The organism is Thalassobacillus hwangdonensis, from assembly GCF_042675915.1.
Lineage (GTDB): Bacteria > Bacillota > Bacilli > Bacillales > Halobacillaceae > Thalassobacillus_A > Thalassobacillus_A hwangdonensis.
In genome coordinates this window covers 955,265-975,775 of record NZ_JBHTKL010000005.1, presented here as the reverse complement: position 1 = coordinate 975,775, position 20,511 = coordinate 955,265, and the positions used below count along the sequence as shown (strand labels likewise).

The following is a 20,511-nucleotide window of genomic DNA, read 5'->3' as shown; positions in this document are numbered from 1 at the left end:
GACTCCTGCGGGAAATGCAAGATTGACAAGACCCCACAGGGCGAATAGCCCGAGGAGGCTTGGCATCTTCCCCGCGGAAAGCAGACGGTTTCCCTGAACCGATACACTTAATAAGGTTTGACCAAAAGTTAATAATATTTTCATAAGAAAAGATTTGATTTCCTTGCTATAATAAAGAGATAAACTTTTAAAGTTAGGATGGCTCCGTATGCACTCTTATCTACTGGAACCTTCAGATATCAAAAAAGTGACAGGCGCTGCGTTTTCAGAGCGCGGAAAAGAATATTACAAGAACGGTCGCGTGTATGGATTATCCCATAATACCTCGATCAATTCTTGGCGTGCCGTCGTTACCGGCACCTATGACTACGAGGTTCGTATCTTCTTTTTCGAAGATGACGATCTCGAAGCAAGCTGCGAATGTCCTGCTTATGAAAGCTACTATTCCTGCAAGCACATCGCTGCAGTTCTCTGGGCGATCCGCGGTCAGGCGATTGCAGAAACGTCACGCCCCACAAAGCGCGAGGAAACCTATGAATCCCGTTTCTTCACGATAGGAAAAGATGACTTCTCCAGACGGTTGACGGAAACGTTCCTGCAGGAGAATACAACCTTTAGCAACCAGGAACGAACACCGCTTGATGTGGAATATATCCTCCACATGCAGTCCAAAGTCGGCAAAACGACCTTCCGTCTTGAAATGAAGTTTGGCGCGAAGCGGACGTATGTGATCAAAGATATCGGTGAATTGCTCGAGCATGTCGTAAAGCAGAGAGAGTACGATATTACGAGCAAGTTTACGTTTTTGCCTGATGAGCATGTGCTCACTCCAGAAGACGATGAGATTTTCAAGCAGCTGCATAAAATCGCGCAGCAGGAAGAGTTTTACCACGACCCTTTCTTTCATCCTAAAAGAGATGAGCGATACCTTTCTATCCCACCAGCAGATGCTGCTTCGTTATTGAGCAGACTTGCTGAACGGAACTGTACGTTGGTAGATGGAAAACATACGTATCAACAGTGGGAATGGTATGGTGAGATGCCGGAAATGAATCTCCATGTGACGAAAGAGCAGGGCACCTATCAGCTGCTGATGTCAGATTTGAAGAAGTATCAATATATCTCCAATTACGGACTGCTTTACCGGAATGGTCAGTTCTATCATATACCGGAAGAAAAGGTCCCGGTTTATGAGGCGCTACTTGGGACACTTCCTTACCGCTCTAATGGAAACCATACGATTTCAAAGGAGTATATGGAGACGATTGTATCCGAGGTTGTGCCCGCTTTATCCTCGATTGCGGACGTCCATTATGCATCCGATGTCCAGCAGGATTTGATTCAGCAGCCGCTTAAAGCCCAGGTGTACCTCGATTTTCATTACGATATGCTTACAGCGGATATCCAGTTCCATTATGGAGAGGTGACGATCCATCCGTTCCAGCCGACCGTTATAAATGAAGAAAAAATCATCCAGCGGCAATCGGCACAGGAACAGGCGATCATGGATGTAATTGAACAGGCTGAATTCAAATACGATGGCGAAGTCGTTTATCTGGATGACGAAGAGGCAATCTACTTGTTTTTAGTTCAAGCTTTACCCGAATTGAAACAGGTTTCCGATGTCTACCTTTCTTCTGCCGTGAAAGGAATGCTGCAATTTTCCAAAACGGAATTGACGCCTACGATCGATATGAACGCAGAGGGCAGCTGGCTCGATATTGCGTTTCAAATGGATGGCATTACCGAAGATGAAATCTCCGAAGTTATGCGGGCGATCATTGAGAAGAGGCGGTATTATAAGCTTTCCGATGGAGGAGTGCTGGCACTCGATTCGGACTCCTTCGACCGGTTCAGGCTGTTGACCGATGAATTCGACCTCCAGGCGAACGATATCCAGGACAATCACATTCAAGTATCGCAGGCGCGCAGTATGCAGGTCGAAGAAGCGTTGCAACCTGGAATAACCGAGCGGAGCAGCAGTTACGATACGCTCGTTAATCGTCTGAAAGAGCCTGACACGTTCGAAGTATCCGTACCTGAAAGCCTTGATGCAGACTTGCGCGAGTATCAGCTTACCGGGTTCCGCTGGTTGAAGACACTGGCGCACTATCGCTTCGGCGGCATCCTTGCAGATGATATGGGACTTGGGAAAACGCTGCAAAGCATCGCTTTCATCCTTTCAGAAAAGGAAATGCACAACCCTGAGCACCCTTCTCTTGTCGTTGCACCTGCATCGCTCGTATATAACTGGAAAAAGGAAATCGAACGTTTCGCGCCTACCCTGACCGTCAGAGTGATCTCCGGAGACAAAGAGACTCGTGAAGCAATTTGGAACGAAGATACAGACGCAGATGTCTGGATTACGTCCTATCCATTATTGCGTCAGGACAATGAAAATTATAAGGACTATAAGTTCCATGCGTTGTTCCTTGATGAAGCACAGGCAATCAAAAATGAAGCGACGAAAACCGCCAAGGCGACAAGAGCGATTCAGGCTGAACACCGCTTCGCGTTGAGTGGAACACCAATCGAAAATGCCTTGACGGAACTATGGTCGATCTTCCGTACGATCATGCCTGGCTTCTACACGAACAAGAAAAAGTTCCTTGCGATGAAACCTGAGAAGATTTCACGAATGACGCGTCCTTTCATACTGAGACGTTTGAAGAAAGATGTATTGGGTGAGTTGCCGGATAAAATCGAGACGACTCAATACTCTGAGCTGACAAAAGATCAGAAGCAAGTCTACCTTGCCTATCTTGAAAAAATCCAGCGCGACGTCAACGACACGATAGCAACTAAAGGGTTCCAACGTGGGAAGCTGGAAATTCTTGCAGGACTTACAAGGCTGCGACAGATTTGCTGTCATCCAGGACTCTTCTTAGAAAATTACGAAGGAGAATCCGGAAAGCTGAATCAACTGAAGGAACTCGCCCTGGAAATGAAGGAAGGCGGGCATCGCATGCTGATCTTCTCTCAATTTTCCAGCATGCTGAAGGTGCTCTATGAAGAACTCACGAAACTAGGAATTGAAGGTTTCTACCTTGATGGAAGCACGAAGTCGGAGGACCGTATCGATCAGGTCGAGCGCTTCAATGAAGGAGAGAAAGATGTTTTCTTCATTTCCTTGAAAGCGGGTGGTACAGGATTGAACCTTACGGGAGCCGACACTGTATTGCTATACGACCTATGGTGGAACCCAGCTATCGAAGAGCAGGCAGCTGGACGTGCTCACAGAATTGGTCAGAAGAAAGTCGTCCAAGTCATCCGCATGCTCGCTGAAGGAACGATTGAAGAACGTATCCACCAACTTCAGCAGAAGAAACGTGACCTCGTCGACCAAATTATCCAGCCAGGTGAAACGATGCTCACCAGCCTGGACCAGGAAGAAATCAAAAGCCTACTGAACATGTAGAATTTTTCTCGTGAGTAGGTAAAAACACAAAAAAAGGAACTTCCAGCTCGATTGGAAGTTCCTTTTTTCTATATATGGCGTTTTTGCATTTTGAACCAGTAGCCTCCAAGAATACTTCCGCCGATGATCATCGTAATCGTTGACACAAGCATGTGCATGGAAGACAGGAACACGACATTTTTCGTAACGACGATGGCAATCCCGACTCCAGCATTCAAAAGAATCGAAGCGAAGTAAAGCCATGCCAGCGAAAAATGGTACTTGAACTTGGAGTTATAAATGACGAACCACAGTGCACTGACAAAGATGATGACAGTTCCTACCCAGTGCAGGAAGTAGACGACGTTGGCCGCCTGGTACGTCTCAATCAAGTATTCTGCTGCCGGGATATCCAATACTACATTCGATGCACGGCTGTGCTTGAAGAATGCTCCTAATGCAGTTTGTGCAATATAAACGATGAAGCCGATCGCGAACGTGCGATAGCTCATTTTCACTGCTTCCCGGTGTGCTGCTTCGACCGGCACCTTGTTTTCGTGCAGGCTGTAACTCAACAGAACCATGACCAGTAAAAGCAACTGGCTGAACAGGACGTCAAACGTCGAGAATCCAGGTGGTGTACCGAGCAGGACATTCAGTCCGCCGATCATCGACTGGAAAAGCAACAGACCGATACTTGCAAACGCAAGGTTACGGACCGCTTTCGTTTTATGCTCGCTGACCAGTGCACCAATCGCATTAATCAGAATGACAAGTCCTAGCAAGGTTGTAAATATACGATGTGAATATTCGATGACTACATGATAATCTGTAAAGTCCGGAATCAGGCTGCCATTACAAAATGGCCAATCCGTACCACAGGCATCCCCAGAATGTGTGGCAACGACGAGATTACCAAGAATCAGCGCAATAAATGTGAATATAACGGTAAAGATTGAAAATTTACGCATCCTCTTACCCTCTCTATATCGGTTGCGCGAACCTCGTATTAGTATGAAAAAACATAGTAAATCGTTCAACGTATTTTATCACAACATCCAAAATCAAAACATGGACATTTTGTGAAAGAAAGCCTAATTCCTCCTCCGCTTCCTTAAATCCAGCAGCTTTTTTCCTATTAAATACAGTATAGTGCTCGCAATCAACACACCATTTACGATCGAAAAGATATCTCCGTAATGATCGTCATCCCAGTAGGAAACCGGACCTCTGATCACCAGACTGCTGACTGGATAAAAGACTGGAACAGCATCTTCCACATGCGTCAGTAGGTCCACGATGATATGGCCGAACCATCCATAAAGTAACGCATGCCAGGCAGTTAGTTTTCTCCCTTTCCAAATAAGTATAATCAAGAAGACTACGCCCCACACGAATATCGAATGCCCAGCCTGTCTCAGGATGATGACCGCATGATTGTCGAACATTTCATGTACAAGCTGATGCAGAACATATCCTGGTGGTGCATCTGCTAACAGCTCCCACGCCTTTCTTTTGAAAAATATAAAGAAGAACATCACATAATAAACGAGATCGGGAAAGACGCTGCCAACTATGAAATACTTAACGAACTGCTTTTTTCGAATAAAAAAATATGTCCAGAACCCGTGATGGAGTGTGTTCATGTACTCCCCCTTTTCACTGCTCCCTTTCAAGTGTATCGGTAAACGTAGAAAAAGTCATGCACGGAGCCGTTTTACAAACGATACCGTAGGGAAAGTTTCTAACAGAGGAGTTGATCGAATTGAAAGCATACGTATTTGATGCTTACGGTACTTTGTTTGATGTGCATTCAGTCATGCAAAAAATAGAAGAAAAGTTCCCGCAGAAAAGTGACACAATCAGTAAGGAATGGCGGACTCGCCAAGTAAAATACTTCATGATCCGTCAACTGATTGATGGCTACCTTCCGTTTGACCAGCTTACTAAAGGAGCATTGATCGATGCACTGGAAGCAAGCGAGGTAGCTTACGAGGATAAAGATATCGAGGATTTGATGGAAGCTTATCAGCACCTTCAACCATATGAAGAAGTGGCGACGGTAACGGATCAATTGCAGGATAAAGCTCTTACTATTTTTTCAAATGGAACGGAAGGTATGCTCCAGCCGCTCCTGAAAAACAACCAACTAGAAAACAAATTCTCATTATTAAGTGCGGATGATGCCAAAGTATATAAGCCGAGGCCTGAAGCCTATCAATATGCACAGAATAAACTTGAAATCGAAAACAAAAGCGACATCCTGTTCATGTCGAGCAACCCTTGGGATATTGCTGGAGCGGCGAGCTACGGCTTCCAAACGGCATGGATCAACCGACAAGGCGTCAAATGGCCGGAGCTAGGTATCAAACCGACGTACACATTCAAAGACTTACACGGAATTATAAATTTGTAATCAGATGAAGAGGTGAAAAGATGAAATTCATCATAATCGGAGGCGATGCTGCCGGCATGAGTGCCGCCATGCAAATCGTCAGAAACAGTACAGGAAATGAAGTAATCACCTTCGAAAGAGGCTCGATCTACTCGTATGGGCAATGTGGACTGCCATATGCTATCAATGGAGAAGTGAAATCCACCGAAGATCTCATCGCTCGAAAACCGGAAACGTTTGAAGAAAAGTACGGCATCAGGACAAATACCTATCATGAAGTCACAAAGGTTGATTGCGAGAAAAAAATAGTATTCGGAACCAACCTCCAAACAGGTGAAGCTTTCGAGGAAAGCTATGACCGCCTGCTCATTGCATCAGGAGCAAGTCCAGTGCTTCCCCCTTGGGAGAACAAGGACTTGGACGGGATTTTCAGTTTGAAGACCATCCCCGATGCAGAAGCGATTATGGAATACATGAACGATGACACCAAGGACGTCACACTAATTGGCGGAGGATATATCAGCCTTGAGATGGCTGAAAGCTTAGTTTCTATAGGTAAGCGTGTTTCCTTGATTGAACGAGGGGATCAGCTCGCCAAGATTTTCGATTGGGATATGGCAGCACTGATCCATACACATGCAGAAGAAAAAGGTGTACAGCTTCATTTTGGTGAATCGGTCGAAGGATTCGAAGGGGATACAACAGTGGAAACCGTTCTTACCGATAAAGGGTCCCATGAAACTGACCTTGTCATTGCAGCCATCGGCGTTGTTCCGAATACTGCTTTCATGGATGGGACAGGCGTGTCAAAAAGTATTAACGGAGCAATAAGTGTCAATCGTTTCATGGAAACAAGCATCAAAGACATCTACGCAGCAGGAGACTGCGCCACCCAGTACCATCGTATCAAACAGCGTGATGACCATATCCCGCTGGGTACACATGCCAATAAGCAGGGTCAGATTGCAGGCTTGAACATGATCGATCAGCCGAAAGCATTCCAGGGAATTGTCGGTACATCGATTCTGAAATTTTTCGATTTGACACTTGGAAAAACGGGGCTTTCCGAGCGAGAGGCAGCATCCCTGCATCTTCCTTATGATTCGGTCACAATCGAGTCCACCCATGCAGCCGGTTATTATGCTGATTCCAGGAAAGACACCATGACCTTGAAACTTGTCTATAATCCAGAAACGCTGCAGTTGCTCGGGGGACAGATTATTGGAAAGAAAGGCATTGATAAACGGATCGATGTACTCGCTACGGCCCTCTATCATGAAATGACAACGGAACAACTGCTTGATCTTGATTTGTCTTATGCTCCTCCATATAACAGTGTGTGGGATCCACTTCAGCAGGCAGCAAGAAAAGCGAAGCGGAGAAAGGCCTGACACGATCACTGTTCCAGCTACTGTTGATTATTTTTATAAAGTCTCCAAATCCCTATTCTTTCTATTAAATATGTCCATATAAACAGCCATGCAGAGAAGAACTCTGCATGGCTGTTTTTCCTTGTCTTTATTGCGCCTGAACTAGTGTAGTTTACCTATGAAAAGGGAATGGGGTTAGAAGTCCGGCAGGTTGTCGAGATTGTTCGATTTGATGCCGTCCGGCTCACTGCGGAGAATGTCCCTTCCATACTTATGAAAGACATCGACATTGGCCAAGGTTCCATTCTTCGCTTCCTGTAAGGCAGTGACGTAATCGAGCTCCCTGCCTTGATTTGTTTTGAATGCGATCAAGTCACCCTCGTCATTTTTCCGGACAGCAACGATCTGTTCCTTATTCGGATCGATTTCATTGTCGGCGACTTCTGCTAGTTCTTTATATTCCTGGTACACTTCTTCAAAGTTATCTGCCATGTGTTTGGCCTCCTTTTTCACTTAGCATGCCCTTTGAGAGGTGGTTATCACAGGAATCATTTTCCTGAAGTATCAACTTTTGCCCGAATCGTGAACAAAATGTGTCTAAATTTCCACAGAAAATTGAACATTATATTACGATTTTGTAATAGATGACTCAGCTTTGAAATCCTCTGCTATAATCTACTCCATAACTAGCAATGCTTTTCACTATTTTCGCTTTGTTAATATTTTTAACTGTAAAGGAGTGTACCGCTCATGAAAAATAAATGGCAGCCGATCAAAAAATGGCTCGCATTGATGCCACTAGGACTTGTACTTATCTTAAGCGGCTGTTCAGAGATGGCCGTCATGGATCCGAAAGGGCCGGTCGGGCAGATCCAGAAAGATCTGATCGTCTATTCCTTATGGTTCATGCTCGGAATCATTATCGTCGTGTTCAGCGTATTCGCCTACGTCGTCATCAAATACAGGGACCGTCCTGGACGTAAAGCAAGCGACTATGCACCACATATGCACGGCAGCACGAAGCTCGAAATCATCTGGACGATCATTCCATTCGTGATTGTCGGACTTCTATCTGTCGCTACTGTTGAAGCCCTTTATGACCTGGAGAAACCACCAGAATCCTCACAGGATAAAGAGCCGCTTGTCGTTTATGCTACATCCGCAGACTGGAAATGGTTCTTCAGTTATCCGGAGCAGGGAATTGAAACGGTCGATTATCTTCATATTCCGACCGATCGAGCAATCGAATTCAGACTTACTTCTGCCGATTCGATGGCAGCATTATGGATTCCACGCTTAGGCGGACAGAAATACGGCATGGCAGGTATGGAGAATAAGCTGTACCTACAGGCCGATGAAGAGGGCGTCTATGACGGACGTAACTCCAACTTCAATGGAGAAGGCTTCGCGATGCAGACCTTCAAGGTACATGCAGAGAGCGAAGATGAATTCAATGACTGGGTTACCGAAGTTCAGCAGGAAGCTCCTGAACTTACAAAAGAAAAATACCATGAACTGCTTACTCCTGGACTGGTAGACACAATGGAGTTTTCCAATACACACTTGGATTACGTCGACCATGGTACGAATGATGGTCGAGGCTATTCCATTGAACTGCACAGAGATGGCTATCAAGAAAACAAACACTACGAAAATCACGGAGAAAAAGGAATACAAGAAGGTCACTAATAGATAGAAAGAAAGCAGGTGAACAATCGATGAAATTAGATGAATTTTTCGTAACGGGCGAACCACTGATCTACGGTGGAATGGTTTCCATCGCACTCGTATCCTCCGCTGCCATTTTCCTTTTGACGTATTTCAAACGTTGGGGATGGCTTTGGCGCGAGTGGTTGACGACCGTTGACCATAAAAAAATCGGAATCATGTACATCCTGAGTGCACTTGCCATGCTGTTCCGCGGTGGGATGGATGCACTGATGATGCGTGTGCAATTAGCCTTTCCAAATATGAATTTCTTGAACGCACAGCACTACGATGAAATTTTCACGACACACGGAACGGTCATGATCATCTTCATGGCGATGCCGTTCCTGATCGGATTAATGAATATCATTGTTCCATTACAGATCGGGGCGAGAGACTTTGCGTTTCCGTTCCTGAACGCGTTGAGTTTCTGGGCGTTCCTATTCGGAGCTTTACTGTTCAACATTTCCTTCGTCATCGGAGGATCACCAGACGCAGGATGGACCAGCTACACACCACTTGCAGGTGCCGCAATGAGTCCTGGACCAGGTCAGAACTTCTACCTAATGGGACTGCAGCTGTCCGGTATCGGTACACTTGCAACTGGAATCAACCTGATGGTAACGATTTTGAAAATGCGTGCACCAGGAATGAGACTTTTCCAAATGCCGATCTTCACATGGTCTACACTTGTAACTGCATTCATCATCGTGTTCGCATTCCCGATTTTGACTGTAGCACTTGCGTTGATGACAATCGACCGTATCTTCGGTTCCCAATTCTTCACCCTGACAGGGGAAGGAATGCCGATGATGTGGGCGAACTTGTTCTGGATGTGGGGACACCCTGAAGTATATATCGTCATCCTGCCGGCGTTCGGTATATTTTCTGAAATCATCGCCACTTTCGCTCGTAAGCAGCTATTCGGTTACAAAGCGATGGTATGGTCGATGATCCTGATCGCAGGATTAAGTTTCCTAGTCTGGGTCCACCACTTCTTCACGATGGGGCAAGGCGCATTCGTCAACTCAGTATTCTCTGTTTCGACGATGCTTATCGCCGTCCCTACAGGAGTGAAGATCTTCAACTGGCTCGGAACACTCTATAAATCGAAAATACAGTTTACGGTACCGATGATGTGGTCACTGGCCTTCATCCCGAGTTTCATTCTCGGCGGTGTTACAGGGGTCATGCTCGGTATGGCAGCAGCGGACTTCCAGTTCCATAACTCCTACTTCCTGATCGCACACTTCCACTACGTGCTGATCGCCGGAACAGTCTTCGCTTGTTTCGCAGGACTTGTGTACTGGTATCCGAAAATGTTTGGTCATAAGATGAACGAACGTATTGGTAGATGGTCATTCTGGCTATTCCTGATCGGCTTCCACGTCTGCTTCTTCCCGCAGTACTTCGTGGGTCTGGACGGAATGCCACGCCGTGTATTCTATATCCTTCCAGAATGGATGCCGTTGAACGTCATTTCAACAATCGGCGCATTCGGAATGGGAGCAGGTTTTGCAGTATTCGTATTCAATATCTATTACAGCTACCGTAACAGCGAGCGTGAGAAAGACGGTGACGCTTGGGAGAATGGTCGTACACTTGAATGGGCTACTACGACCCCGGTGCCGTTCTATAACTTCGCTACGGTACCGACAGTAGATAATACAGATGCATTCCTTGCAATGAAGGAAAAAGGAGAAACGACTTTTGATGAAGAGATGCTCGAGCCGATTCATATGCCGAGCAACTCAGGAAAACCATTCATCATGATGGGAATCCTGTTCTTCGCAAGTTTCTTCCTTGTATTCGAATGGATTACCCTAGCCGTAATCGCATTGATTGCTGGAGTAGTAATGATGGTGATCCGCTCGTTCGATTATGACGATGGGTATTATGTGGAAGTTGATGAAATCAAGCGCATCGAACGCTCAGCGAGGAGGTTGTGACCATGGGTGCACATGAATTGAAAACCGGACCATTGGAATATCGCACACAGGAAAACCAGATGGGAATCATGGGCTTCTGGATTTTCCTTGCAGCTGAAATCGTGTTGTTTGCAACACTTTTCGCAACGTATGCTGTGCTGTTCGGTCGTACAGCAGATGCCCCGACGCCGGGTGAATTGTTCGAACCCGGCATCGTCCTGGTCATGACCTTCCTTCTATTGACCAGTAGTTTCACTTGTGGACTTGCGATTCATAACATGCGTCGCGGCTCAGTGAACGGCGTCCTGATTTGGATGGGCATCACCTTAGCACTTGGACTTGGGTTCCTTGGCTTTGAGATATATGAGTTCTATCACTATGCACATGAAGGTGCGACATTGCAGTCCAGTGCATTCTGGTCAGGGTTCTACACGTTGGCCGGAACGCACGGATTACACGTCACACTCGGAATCGGCTGGGCGATCCTTCTTATGATCCAGATCGCTCAACGCGGATTGACGAATGTGACAAGCAGGAAGTTTTTCATCATCAGCCTATACTGGCACTTCCTTGATGTCGTATGGATCTTCATTTTCACTGGAGTTTACTTGATTGGGATGGTGATATAGTATGGCAAATCACTCAAAACGTATTCCGACCAATCATGTTGTTGGATTCCTATTATCAATCGTGCTGACACTCGTAGCAGCGTGGGCAGCACTGAAATCTGACCTGCCGCTTGTATGGGTCATCTCTGGAATTATGATTCTGGCAGTCATCCAGGCAGGAATCCAATTGTTCATGTTCATGCACGTTACAGAGTCAGAAAGCCGCAATGGCCATGTGCCATGGAATATGATGTTCCACGGTGCTGTGCTGGCAGCAATTGTCGTTGCTGGTTCCCTGTTCACGATGTCCTTCGGATTCACTCATGATCACGATGGTCATGATAGTGACGGACATCAACAGCATCAGGAAGAGCAGCATGAGGGAAATAATCATTCCGGACATTAAGAAAGTTGGATGGTGAACAAACATGAATTTTCAACCCACGCAAAAGAATGAAGCTGTAAGTCAGTGGAAGCCGATGATCGGTTTCGTCCTATGTATTGTTTTGACCGCATTCACCCTTTGGGTGGCATTCTACTCAGAATACTCACCAAAGACCCTGCTTGTCGGGATAGCAGTACTCGCATTTTCTCAAGCAGTCATCCAACTCGTCCAATTGAAGCAACTGACTGATCAGACATGAATAAGCATAAGCGTCCTAGTTGGTCACTACTCATCAGAGTAAACTTCCTCTGGACGATAAAAAATCCCTCTTCCGACGATGGAAGAGGGATTTATTTTTATTCAGAAATCATGTTTTGGAATGCTTCGGAAGACTTTACGGCAGCGATGATGAACATCACCCAAGCCACTTCAGCCAACACCAGGCTCAAATAGAATGTTGTCCAAGTGAGTGAAAATGCCGCTGGTGCTGTTTGGAAAACCGCTGCAAAATAGTACAGCCACATTCCTACAAGCAATACCGTCTGTGCAATTGCCAGTGACAGCTTTTTCATTTGGACGAATATGAATGGAGTCACTGATGCAAGCAGCATGAACATTAATATGATCCCCATTAGATTCATCTCCTTCTTTGTGTAAATTCCGTGTAAGCGTATTCTTACTAATAATTGTAACAAATCGTTCGCAGTTTTGACACAAAAAGTTCACAAATTAGGCAAAAAGTTTTAATGCTGGAAAAAGATATGCTCAGCTTTCAACTCTTCTCCTAGATGGAGGATGCCGAACGAGTAGTATGGAAGTGCCCGTTTATCCGTAGGCGATCCAGGATTGAACAACAGCGTCTTTTTGAAATACCTCGTTACTGGGATATGGGAGTGTCCGTAAACGATGATATCTACCTCAGTGTCCTCAAAGGCTTCGATTGCCCGTTTTTCCGTCGTTTTCTTTTCACCGTGACCATGCACAAGTCCAATCCTGTACTTTCCCACTTCAATGATTTGTTGTTCAGGGAACTTCTCCTTCATATCATTCCCGTCAACATTACCTGTTACACCCTTCACTTCAGCAAATGTGCTTAATGTATCGTAGACATTCAAAGACTGCCAATCACCGGCATGTAGGATCAGCTCCGCAGTTTTCAATTCTTCAAGCAGCCTGACAGGCAGCTGTTTCGCTTTTGTTGGCATATGCGTGTCGGATAGGACGACGACCTTCATGCAATCACCTCTGCTCCTTGTATTCCCTTATTTTGTTAAAATAAGACGTTTATCTAGACAGGTTTGTGGAATTATACAAACTGTAACCAAAACCTTAGGAGGTATTCAATTATGAGTCATGAACAGTACGCTGGAGTCATTAAGTCGTTACACGAATGCATGGAAGCCTGCAACCACTGTTATACATCATGTTTGCAAGAAGAAGATTTGAAACATATGGCAGAATGTGTCCGTCTCGATCGCGAATGTGCAGATATCTGCTCTGAGTTTGAAAAAGCATTGACCCTTGGTACTCAATTCGTTAAAGAATACGCTCAGTTATGTGTGGCAGCTTGTCGTGCATGTGGAGATGAATGTGCGAAGCATGATCATGACCACTGCCAGAAATGTGCCGATGCTTGCCGTAAGTGTGCAGATGAATGTGAAAAGCTTATTGCATAAAACAGCAAAGCTCCAGCCCTTTTTGGCTGGAGCTCTTTTTTTACTTCTACCAGGGTTTCCATCATCCCCAATATGCCAGTGTATCCAAAATACCGATTATAATCAGAATCCACCCTGCAAGTTTCTGAATGACCCTTCCGACATTTCTGCTTTTCTTCATAAACGTACCACCTAAACCGAAATACCAAATCAGGAAAATAAAAAGAAGCAACGGCACTGAAGTCCCTATTCCGAATATTCCAGGCAACACCATCCCATAGGATGTGCTCACAACAATCGGCATAAGAGTCAGAAAAAACAATACAAACATGGTCGGACAAAAAGCAAGGGTAAAACTGACCCCCATTAAAAAACTTCCCCATCTGCCCTCCTTCAAATATTTCTCAGGAACTTTCCAAATGGTAATGTTTTTATGAAATTTTATAAATCCTGCAAGAAAAACACCAATCAAAATGATTAAAGGGCCAATACTTTTCCTTAAAAAAGGTATGTATGTCGTAAACTGCTTTTCTATTCCGCTTCCAATCAACCACACCATTAAACCTAATAAGGAGAATACAACAATCTTTCCAAGGATGAAAAGTAGTATGTGTGACCAAGGAAAATTTCTTTGTAACGAGCGATTGCCATATAAAGTGATTGCTCCGATGTTTCCGGTCAATTGACAGGGTGCCACCGATCCGACTACTCCTAATAAAAGCGCAAATAGAATCGGTATGCTTTCCCATTGATTTGCCAAGCTGAAAAAAGGTTCACTGAAAAGGTTGCTGATTTGACTGAACCACTGGTACAACATGCTTTCAACTCCTATTAATAAGTACTTCCCTCATTATAACGGGTAAGTGTGAAGAAACTGTGAAGAGGATCAAGTGATGAACGGGGTGCGTAAGTTATTGTGTTTGCGAAGTGAACTTTTTCAATAAAAATCTCAGTCCTGCAAAATTTCTTCAAATAATTCTGCTATGTTAGATTCAATACTAAGAGAAGGGTGAAAATCATGCACATGATTCATGGATACGGAAATTCAGGGTGGATGATTTTTGTTTTCATGATCGGGATTATTATCCTTTCTTTGGTGGGGATTGTGTTAATGAGAAGTTATCTGAGTACCGACACCCCTATCGAAATTTTAGAAGAAAGATTCAAAAATGGAGAAATAAGTGAAGAGGAATTCTATCGGATAAAGTATAGAATTACAAGAAGCTGAAGTGAACACACTCACAATTGAATCAGCACAGGATCCTTGTAGAAATGATTCTGTAAGCACACTACATGGAGGATATGAACATGAAGAAAACAGTATTGATCAGCAGCTTGGCTTTAGGAGTGTTCCTGGCAGGTTGTAATGATTCATCAGACGAGACAGAAACGGACACACAAGCACCAGCACAGGAAGAAAGCCAGGATCAAACAAAACAAGAAGACAAAAGCAGTACAACTGCCTCTGAATCATCCATTTCGAATGATGATTTTTATCAAGCCTTCGATGGAGCAGTCGAGCACGTCCATGGCATCGGTTACGATAAAACCAATAACCTCATGGTAGCATCACACTCGGGATTGAAACTTTACGATGGGCAATCATGGTATAGCACAAAAGAGATGAATAACGATTATATGGGTTTCAATGCGGTCAATGAAGGGTTTTACACATCTGGTCACCCTGGACCGGAGTCAGACCTGCCTAATCCAATCGGATTACAGAAAAGTTCAGATGGAGGAAAGTCCTTGGAGGCATTGGCTTTTGAAGGGGAAACAGACTTTCATCTGATGGGAGTTGGGTATGAAAGTCATGCCATCTATGTGTACAACCAACATGAAAACTCTGAGATCGGTACAGGACTATACAAAAGCTTCGATGACGGACAGTCATGGGAGCAAGCCAAAGCCGAAGGACTTGGAAAAGAGCTGTATACGATTGCAGTCCACCCTCAAAACAAAGAAGTCGTAGCAGCCGCTGCAAAAAGTGGGGTCTATTTAAGCACAGATGGCGGTAACACATTCGAATTGATTTCTGCAGAAGACAGACAAGGGACTGCCGTCCATTTCACTGACACTCACTTGTACTTTGCAACCTATTATCAAAACCCTGAGTTGGTCCAATATGATTTGGAAAACGAATCCAAGGAAACCGTCGAACTTCCTGAAATGAAACAGGATGGCGTTATGTATATGGCACAAAATCCTAATGACTCTGAAGCATTTACGATACTCACCTTTAATGGCAAGGCTTTTGTCAACAAAGGCAAGGGTACGGAGTGGAAATCGATCATTGAAAATGGAAAAACTGTGAATGAGTAAATGCACACAAAACCCCTGCTGCCGATGAGAAGGCAGCAGGGGTTTTCACTATGCTTATCAAGCTTTCAGTAATTTTGCATTGATCGCTACAATGACAGTACTCAGACTCATCAGTACAGCACCCACTGCAGGGCTCAGAACGATCCCCATGAAAGCAAGTGCGCCAGCTGCTAATGGAATGGCAAAGATGTTATAACCGGCCGCCCACCAAAGGTTCTGTACCATTTTGCGATACGTCTTCTTGGAGAGCTCCATGATGCTGACGACATCTTTTGGGTTACTTTTGACTAGTACGACATCCGCTGTTTCCATTGCGACATCTGTTCCACTTCCGATCGCGATACCCAGATCTGCTGTAGCTAGCGCTGGTGCATCATTGACACCGTCTCCAGTCATCGCAACCTTCCAACCTTTTTCTTTTATCTTCTTGATCTGGTCGGACTTATCATGCGGGAGTACTTCCGCATATACCTCTTCTATACCGAGCTGGTTCGCTACCCAGTCAGCTACTTTTTGATGATCACCAGTAAGCATGATCGGATGGATTCCCATTTCCTTCAGTTCACTGATCGCTTCTTTTGCAGAGTCACGAACCATATCTGCCATTGCAATCATCCCGATCAAATCTCCGTCTAGTAAAACAAATACGACCGTCTTTCCTTCTTCAGCCAGGCGTTGGAATTCTTCTTTATCGTATTCATAAGACTGTGCTTGCACATAGCCTGGACTTACAACCAACACTTCTTTGCCTTCCACTGTACCTTTCAAGCCTTTTCCAGTCATCGATTCAAAATCGGACACTTTTTTCAACTTGATTTCCCGCTTTTCAGCCTCATTCAACACTCCTGCAGCTAGAGGATGTTCTGAATTCTGCTCGGCACTTGCAGCCCAGCGCAGTACTTCATTCTCTTCATTGCTGCCAAGTGGAATGATATTGGTGACGCCAAATTCACCTTCGGTCAGCGTTCCTGTTTTATCAAATACTACTGCATTCAATTGTCTCGCGCCTTCAAAGTTGGTGCGGTTCCTGATCAATAGACCTTTCTTAGCTGAGATAGCTGTAGATACCGCAGTTACCAATGGAGCAGCAAGTCCCAAGGCGTGTGGACAAGTAATGACCATCACCGTCACCATTCGCTCTAGCGCCACATCGAACGCATAGCCTAATGCGAGCCAGATGACCAAAGTGGTAATTCCGGCAGTCAATGCTAAGTAAAATAACCATTTAGCGGCCCGGTTAGCCAAATCCTGTGTCTTTGACTTGGATTCCTGTGCTTCTTTTACTAATGTTACTACCTTCGAGAGATAGGTATCATCCCCTGTATTTTTCACTTCGATCGTCAAGGATCCTTCCTGATTGACGGAACCTCCGATCACTTCGTCTTGTTCATTTTTTTCTACAGGCAAGGACTCACCTGTCAGCATCGATTCATCAATGGCTGATTTACCCTCTGTAATAATTCCATCAACTGGGATCTTCTCTCCTGGTTTTACAAGTACCTTATCACCAGATGATAACTCAGACACCTCTACATCTTCTGTTTCCCCGTTTTCTTTGAGTCGATGTGCTTCATTCGGCATCAGTTTGACCAGTTCATCCAATGCATTGGATGCGCCCATTACGGACTTCATTTCGATCCAATGACCGAGCAGCATGATATCAATCAGGGTAGCAAGTTCCCAGAAGAAGTTCTTACCGGACCACCCGAAAACAACTAGCGAGCTGTATCCATAAGCGACTAATATTGCAAGCCCGATCAGAGTCATCATCCCTGGATTCTTCTGTTTCAATTCATCTTTAGCACCAGTGAGGAAAGGCCAGCCACCATAGAAAAACACAATGGTAGATAAGCCAAACAGAATGTACATATCATAAGGGAAACGCCAATCGACCCCGATGAAGTCCTGGATCATTGGCGACAATATCAAAATAGGTATAGTTAGAATCAACGAAATATAGAAACGTTTCTTAAAATCATTCAGCATATCTCCATGGTCGTGGCCATGATGACTATGATCGTGACCGGAATGATCATGATCGCTATGGTCATGTCCATGATCTTCATGGTCTTCATGGTCACCATGGTCATGATGATGTTCATGATCATTATTGCCGTCATTGGACTGTGAATGGTTATGTTCGTTTTCATGTTCATGATCAGACGTGTGATTATGATTGTGTTTGTCGTTCATCGCTATTCTCCTTTCTTTTTATTCGTCCATTTTCCTTTTCAGACGATCATACTCTTCTTCTGAAATTTCCCCTCTTGCCAGGCGCTCTTTCAATGTATCAATCGAAGAACTGCCTGATTTTCCATTTCGATTTGAACCCGAATTATTCATCATCCAAAACCCGATAAAAATGATTGCAATGATAATCAGTATTCCAATGAACCCGAATCCAAAAAAGCCGCCCATTCCTCCGCCGCCATTCATCATCATTATCATCTCCTATTTGATAATTTTTATATGTTATACCCATTCCCGGTATGGTATTTAATTAAACGAAAGGACAGCTATTCAACTGCTCCTTATTTCCTCATGAACCTTATTGGTGTTTAGGCTGGTTCAGCCATTTATAGCCGACTCCCCATACTGTAGTGAAATAGCTATCGATCGGGAAGCCAGATTTTCTTATCTTCTCTCTCATATTTCGGACATGAGAGTCGATCGTCCTTCCTTCTGTCTCCGCTTCGAATCCCCAAATCAATTCAATCAGCTGTTCCCTTTCATATACACGGCCGGGATGACGCATCACATATCCAAGGATGGAAAACTCTTTAGGCGTGAGCCTTATATCTTTTTTCTGATAGGATACGTTGTGATTGGTTTCATCCCATATCAATCCATCCACTTCGAGCATTGTTTCCACACCCGTTCGACGAAGAAGCGCTTCTATCCTGGCGATCAATTCTTCTGAATCGAATGGCTTAGTGATATAATCATCCGCGCCTAGTCTCAAGCCTTTGATGATGTCCTCTTTCTGTTCTCTGGCAGTGATCATGATGATGGGAATTCGGGAATTCAGGCGAACCTTCCTACATACTTCCCACCCGCTTGTTCCTGGCATCATGATGTCCAGCAGAACCAGGTCATAATGATTGGCATCCAATTTCCGAAGTGCTTCATCTCCATTTGTAGCAACATCACAGTAGAATCCTGCTGGTTCTAAATACAGCTGCAATAAATCCACCATTCGCTGTTCATCATCGACAATCAGTAATTTATTCATCATCTTTCCCCCTTGGCAACTCTATGATGAATGTTGTGCCTTTTCCCATTTGGCTTTCTACAAAAATGGAACCTCCATGTAACCGGATGATTTCTTGTACAATCGCTAGACCAAGACCAGTACCTCCGCTTGCCCTGGAACGAGACTTATCCACACGATAGAGTCTGTCGAACACATATGGAAGGTCCTCATCAGGGATCCCTTCCCCTTCATCCTGAATCTTCAATTGGACATGTTTTTGTTTTTCACTAGCGGTAATATTCACATTCGATTCAGGCGGACTATGCTTCAATACATTGTCCAAAAGGTTCAGTATCACTTGTTGGATTCGTTCTTCATCGATGTACACTTCCAGTTCATCAGGACAGTCCATATGAATCTGGATTTTATGCTGTTCAAAAACAGGAGCTACACGTTCTGTCACCTTTTTTAGTGGCTGACACAGTGGTGTGCATGCCTGTTCAATGGCAAATTCATTTTGATCCATTTTAGCTAAATCAAATAGATTTTTAACGAGCATCGTCAGGTGAGTGGCCTCTTCCTTCAATATTTGCAAGTATTTTTCCCTGTCCTGCTGAGAGAGATTCTCACGAGCTGCTATATCAGCGTAACCTTTGACATAGGTCAGAGGGGTACGCAGCTCATGTGCAATGCTCGCAAGGAATTCATTTCTCTCTTGTTTCAAATGATCCAGATCACTGGCTAATGTCTGTATCGCCCGTGATAATTCCCCTAACTCATCATTACGTAATGTCGGTAAAGAAACACTCGTCTTACCTGTACTGATTTTTTCAGTAACCTTTTTCATATTGATCAATGGTCTCGTAATGAAGCGTGTCAGAATGAAAATCGTGATGACCGTCAGGATGATGGTGACCAGACTGATATATAAAAATTGTGTAGATAGTTCCGTCACTACATTCTCAACTGAACTGGAAGGTGAAAACATGTAAAGATATCCCCGTAGTTCCCCTTCTACCACAATCGGAGCAAGGGTTGCGATATACGGCTCAGTCTTCCATCTCTCTTCAATCACCCTTCCCTGATGCGAGTCATGATGATCATGCGCTTTGATTAACTTGTCCTTTTCTAGGCTGATAGGTGCCGATGTTGCAAGGACCTCTCCATTCATATCGATGATGACTACATCTGTAGAGGCTTCTGTTTCCATCAATGCAACATGGTTGAGAGTGGCCACATCAAAATTCTTTTCTAATACATCCCTGTGACTGTTTCCCCTTGCCTGCAGTCCTTCCAGCACTTCCTCGATCCGATTGGATGCCAATCCGGAATACAAAACAAAGAACAACAACAATTCAATGATGGTGATAAAAATGAAAAACAACAAGGCTATTCTGAATGATAATTTATTCCACATAGAGTGATCCTCTTCTCTTATTTGTACTGAGTACTTTCTATCTTACCAATGAAAAAGATCACCATAAAGAATGTGATAGAAAAGGTCAAAATCTCTCTACATTACAGTTTAAGGCTAAGTGATGCAGAAATAAT

21 protein-coding genes are annotated in these 20,511 nt (G+C 44.4%); 11 read left to right on the top strand and 10 right to left on the bottom strand.

The features are described from left to right. Nucleotides 1–208 precede the first annotated feature (208 nt). On the top strand, nt 209–3,418 hold the full coding sequence (locus tag ACFQ2J_RS14270; protein ID WP_386061812.1) for a DEAD/DEAH box helicase: 3,210 nt from the start codon (nt 209–211) through the stop codon (nt 3,416–3,418). A gap of 68 nt (nt 3,419–3,486) precedes the next feature. Here ACFQ2J_RS14270 and ACFQ2J_RS14265 read toward each other — a convergent pair whose 3' ends face one another. Further along, nucleotides 3,487–4,368 (bottom strand): COX15/CtaA family protein, encoded by an 882-nt coding sequence (locus ACFQ2J_RS14265; protein WP_386061809.1) that lies wholly within the window; start codon nt 4,366–4,368, stop codon nt 3,487–3,489. Nucleotides 4,369–4,491: 123 nt separating this feature from the next. Then, the gene (locus ACFQ2J_RS14260) at nt 4,492–5,043 is read right to left on the bottom strand and encodes a zinc dependent phospholipase C family protein (protein WP_386061806.1); all 552 of its coding nucleotides are present in this window, start codon (nt 5,041–5,043) and stop codon (nt 4,492–4,494) included. A gap of 119 nt (nt 5,044–5,162) precedes the next feature. On the opposite strand from ACFQ2J_RS14260, the gene ACFQ2J_RS14255 reads away from it, so the two are divergent. Together ACFQ2J_RS14255 and ACFQ2J_RS14250 are read left to right on the top strand one after the other, a co-directional pair. Then, on the top strand, nt 5,163–5,813 hold the full coding sequence (locus ACFQ2J_RS14255) for a haloacid dehalogenase type II (protein WP_386061803.1): 651 nt from the start codon (nt 5,163–5,165) through the stop codon (nt 5,811–5,813). A gap of 20 nt (nt 5,814–5,833) precedes the next feature. Further along, complete coding sequence (locus tag ACFQ2J_RS14250) at nt 5,834–7,183, top strand: FAD-dependent oxidoreductase (protein ID WP_386061800.1); 1,350 nt, start codon at nt 5,834–5,836, stop codon at nt 7,181–7,183. Between the two features lie 174 nt (nt 7,184–7,357). Here ACFQ2J_RS14250 and ACFQ2J_RS14245 read toward each other — a convergent pair whose 3' ends face one another. Beyond that, entirely contained in the window at nt 7,358–7,654 is a 297-nt protein-coding gene (locus tag ACFQ2J_RS14245; RefSeq protein ID WP_386061798.1) for a DUF3892 domain-containing protein, read from the bottom strand. A 258-nt stretch (nt 7,655–7,912) separates the two neighbouring features. Here ACFQ2J_RS14245 and qoxA point away from each other — a divergent pair, with 258 nt between their 5' ends. The 5 genes from qoxA to ACFQ2J_RS14220 are packed head-to-tail and all read left to right on the top strand — an operon-like array spanning nt 7,913 to nt 12,049. Then, nucleotides 7,913–8,851, top strand: a complete 939-nt coding sequence (gene qoxA / locus ACFQ2J_RS14240) for a cytochrome aa3 quinol oxidase subunit II (protein ID WP_386061795.1) — start codon at nt 7,913–7,915, stop codon at nt 8,849–8,851. A gap of 29 nt (nt 8,852–8,880) precedes the next feature. Next, the gene (gene qoxB, locus ACFQ2J_RS14235) at nt 8,881–10,818 is read left to right on the top strand and encodes a cytochrome aa3 quinol oxidase subunit I (protein WP_386061792.1); all 1,938 of its coding nucleotides are present in this window, start codon (nt 8,881–8,883) and stop codon (nt 10,816–10,818) included. A 2-nt stretch (nt 10,819–10,820) separates the two neighbouring features. Then, nucleotides 10,821–11,426 (top strand): cytochrome aa3 quinol oxidase subunit III, encoded by a 606-nt coding sequence (gene qoxC / locus ACFQ2J_RS14230; RefSeq protein ID WP_386061789.1) that lies wholly within the window; start codon nt 10,821–10,823, stop codon nt 11,424–11,426. Nucleotide 11,427: 1 nt separating this feature from the next. Next, nucleotides 11,428–11,811, top strand: coding sequence for a cytochrome aa3 quinol oxidase subunit IV (gene qoxD, locus ACFQ2J_RS14225; protein WP_386061786.1), 384 nt, complete (start codon nt 11,428–11,430; stop codon nt 11,809–11,811). 22 nt (nt 11,812–11,833) lie between these two features. Continuing rightward, nucleotides 11,834–12,049, top strand: a complete 216-nt coding sequence (locus ACFQ2J_RS14220) for a hypothetical protein (protein ID WP_386061783.1) — start codon at nt 11,834–11,836, stop codon at nt 12,047–12,049. Nucleotides 12,050–12,146: 97 nt separating this feature from the next. Here ACFQ2J_RS14220 and ACFQ2J_RS14215 read toward each other — a convergent pair whose 3' ends face one another. After that, nucleotides 12,147–12,422 (bottom strand): hypothetical protein, encoded by a 276-nt coding sequence (locus ACFQ2J_RS14215; protein ID WP_386061780.1) that lies wholly within the window; start codon nt 12,420–12,422, stop codon nt 12,147–12,149. 111 nt (nt 12,423–12,533) lie between these two features. Then, nucleotides 12,534–13,025: a metallophosphoesterase family protein gene (locus ACFQ2J_RS14210; RefSeq protein WP_386061777.1), complete on the bottom strand. Its 492-nt coding sequence runs from the start codon at nt 13,023–13,025 to the stop codon at nt 12,534–12,536. Between the two features lie 111 nt (nt 13,026–13,136). Here ACFQ2J_RS14210 and ACFQ2J_RS14205 point away from each other — a divergent pair, with 111 nt between their 5' ends. Further along, the gene (locus ACFQ2J_RS14205; protein ID WP_386061774.1) at nt 13,137–13,466 is read left to right on the top strand and encodes a four-helix bundle copper-binding protein; all 330 of its coding nucleotides are present in this window, start codon (nt 13,137–13,139) and stop codon (nt 13,464–13,466) included. Between the two features lie 61 nt (nt 13,467–13,527). Here the strand turns inward: ACFQ2J_RS14205 and ACFQ2J_RS14200 are convergent, their stop codons facing one another. Next, the gene (locus tag ACFQ2J_RS14200) at nt 13,528–14,259 is read right to left on the bottom strand and encodes an urease accessory protein UreH domain-containing protein (RefSeq protein ID WP_386062518.1); all 732 of its coding nucleotides are present in this window, start codon (nt 14,257–14,259) and stop codon (nt 13,528–13,530) included. A 204-nt stretch (nt 14,260–14,463) separates the two neighbouring features. On the opposite strand from ACFQ2J_RS14200, the gene ACFQ2J_RS14195 reads away from it, so the two are divergent. Further along, nucleotides 14,464–14,673, top strand: coding sequence for an SHOCT domain-containing protein (locus ACFQ2J_RS14195; RefSeq protein ID WP_386061771.1), 210 nt, complete (start codon nt 14,464–14,466; stop codon nt 14,671–14,673). Nucleotides 14,674–14,753: 80 nt separating this feature from the next. After that, on the top strand, nt 14,754–15,767 hold the full coding sequence (locus ACFQ2J_RS14190; RefSeq protein ID WP_386061767.1) for a F510_1955 family glycosylhydrolase: 1,014 nt from the start codon (nt 14,754–14,756) through the stop codon (nt 15,765–15,767). 57 nt (nt 15,768–15,824) lie between these two features. On the opposite strand, the gene ACFQ2J_RS14185 is transcribed toward ACFQ2J_RS14190, so the two are convergent. From ACFQ2J_RS14185 to ACFQ2J_RS14170, 4 genes are all read right to left on the bottom strand, one after another. After that, nucleotides 15,825–17,960, bottom strand: a complete 2,136-nt coding sequence (locus ACFQ2J_RS14185; RefSeq protein WP_386061764.1) for a heavy metal translocating P-type ATPase — start codon at nt 17,958–17,960, stop codon at nt 15,825–15,827. An 18-nt stretch (nt 17,961–17,978) separates the two neighbouring features. Beyond that, nucleotides 17,979–18,206 (bottom strand): SHOCT domain-containing protein, encoded by a 228-nt coding sequence (locus ACFQ2J_RS14180; RefSeq protein ID WP_386061761.1) that lies wholly within the window; start codon nt 18,204–18,206, stop codon nt 17,979–17,981. A 109-nt stretch (nt 18,207–18,315) separates the two neighbouring features. Continuing rightward, a complete protein-coding gene (locus ACFQ2J_RS14175) occupies nt 18,316–18,999 on the bottom strand; it encodes a response regulator transcription factor (RefSeq protein ID WP_386061758.1) in 684 nt (227 codons plus the stop codon). Continuing rightward, on the bottom strand, nt 18,992–20,377 hold the full coding sequence (locus ACFQ2J_RS14170; protein ID WP_386061755.1) for a sensor histidine kinase: 1,386 nt from the start codon (nt 20,375–20,377) through the stop codon (nt 18,992–18,994). The genes ACFQ2J_RS14175 and ACFQ2J_RS14170 overlap by 8 nt, the downstream gene beginning before the upstream one ends. Nucleotides 20,378–20,511: the final 134 nt, after the last annotated feature.

Bases quoted from the DNA above. Each gene is read 5' to 3' on its own strand.
- ACFQ2J_RS14270 (WP_386061812.1), top strand. From the start codon at position 209: ATGCACTCTTATCTACTGGAACCTTCAGATATCAAAAAAGTGACAGGC.
- ACFQ2J_RS14265 (WP_386061809.1), bottom strand. From the start codon at position 4,368: ATGCGTAAATTTTCAATCTTTACCGTTATATTCACATTTATTGCGCTG.
- ACFQ2J_RS14260 (WP_386061806.1), bottom strand. From the start codon at position 5,043: ATGAACACACTCCATCACGGGTTCTGGACATATTTTTTTATTCGAAAA.
- ACFQ2J_RS14250 (WP_386061800.1), top strand. From the start codon at position 5,834: ATGAAATTCATCATAATCGGAGGCGATGCTGCCGGCATGAGTGCCGCC.
- ACFQ2J_RS14245 (WP_386061798.1), bottom strand. From the start codon at position 7,654: ATGGCAGATAACTTTGAAGAAGTGTACCAGGAATATAAAGAACTAGCA.
- qoxA (WP_386061795.1), top strand. From the start codon at position 7,913: ATGAAAAATAAATGGCAGCCGATCAAAAAATGGCTCGCATTGATGCCA.
- qoxB (WP_386061792.1), top strand. From the start codon at position 8,881: ATGAAATTAGATGAATTTTTCGTAACGGGCGAACCACTGATCTACGGT.
- qoxC (WP_386061789.1), top strand. From the start codon at position 10,821: ATGGGTGCACATGAATTGAAAACCGGACCATTGGAATATCGCACACAG.
- qoxD (WP_386061786.1), top strand. From the start codon at position 11,428: ATGGCAAATCACTCAAAACGTATTCCGACCAATCATGTTGTTGGATTC.
- ACFQ2J_RS14220 (WP_386061783.1), top strand. From the start codon at position 11,834: ATGAATTTTCAACCCACGCAAAAGAATGAAGCTGTAAGTCAGTGGAAG.
- ACFQ2J_RS14215 (WP_386061780.1), bottom strand. From the start codon at position 12,422: ATGGGGATCATATTAATGTTCATGCTGCTTGCATCAGTGACTCCATTC.
- ACFQ2J_RS14210 (WP_386061777.1), bottom strand. From the start codon at position 13,025: ATGAAGGTCGTCGTCCTATCCGACACGCATATGCCAACAAAAGCGAAA.
- ACFQ2J_RS14205 (WP_386061774.1), top strand. From the start codon at position 13,137: ATGAGTCATGAACAGTACGCTGGAGTCATTAAGTCGTTACACGAATGC.
- ACFQ2J_RS14195 (WP_386061771.1), top strand. From the start codon at position 14,464: ATGCACATGATTCATGGATACGGAAATTCAGGGTGGATGATTTTTGTT.
- ACFQ2J_RS14190 (WP_386061767.1), top strand. From the start codon at position 14,754: ATGAAGAAAACAGTATTGATCAGCAGCTTGGCTTTAGGAGTGTTCCTG.
- ACFQ2J_RS14185 (WP_386061764.1), bottom strand. From the start codon at position 17,960: ATGAACGACAAACACAATCATAATCACACGTCTGATCATGAACATGAA.
- ACFQ2J_RS14180 (WP_386061761.1), bottom strand. From the start codon at position 18,206: ATGATGAATGGCGGCGGAGGAATGGGCGGCTTTTTTGGATTCGGGTTC.
- ACFQ2J_RS14175 (WP_386061758.1), bottom strand. From the start codon at position 18,999: ATGAATAAATTACTGATTGTCGATGATGAACAGCGAATGGTGGATTTA.
- ACFQ2J_RS14170 (WP_386061755.1), bottom strand. From the start codon at position 20,377: ATGTGGAATAAATTATCATTCAGAATAGCCTTGTTGTTTTTCATTTTT.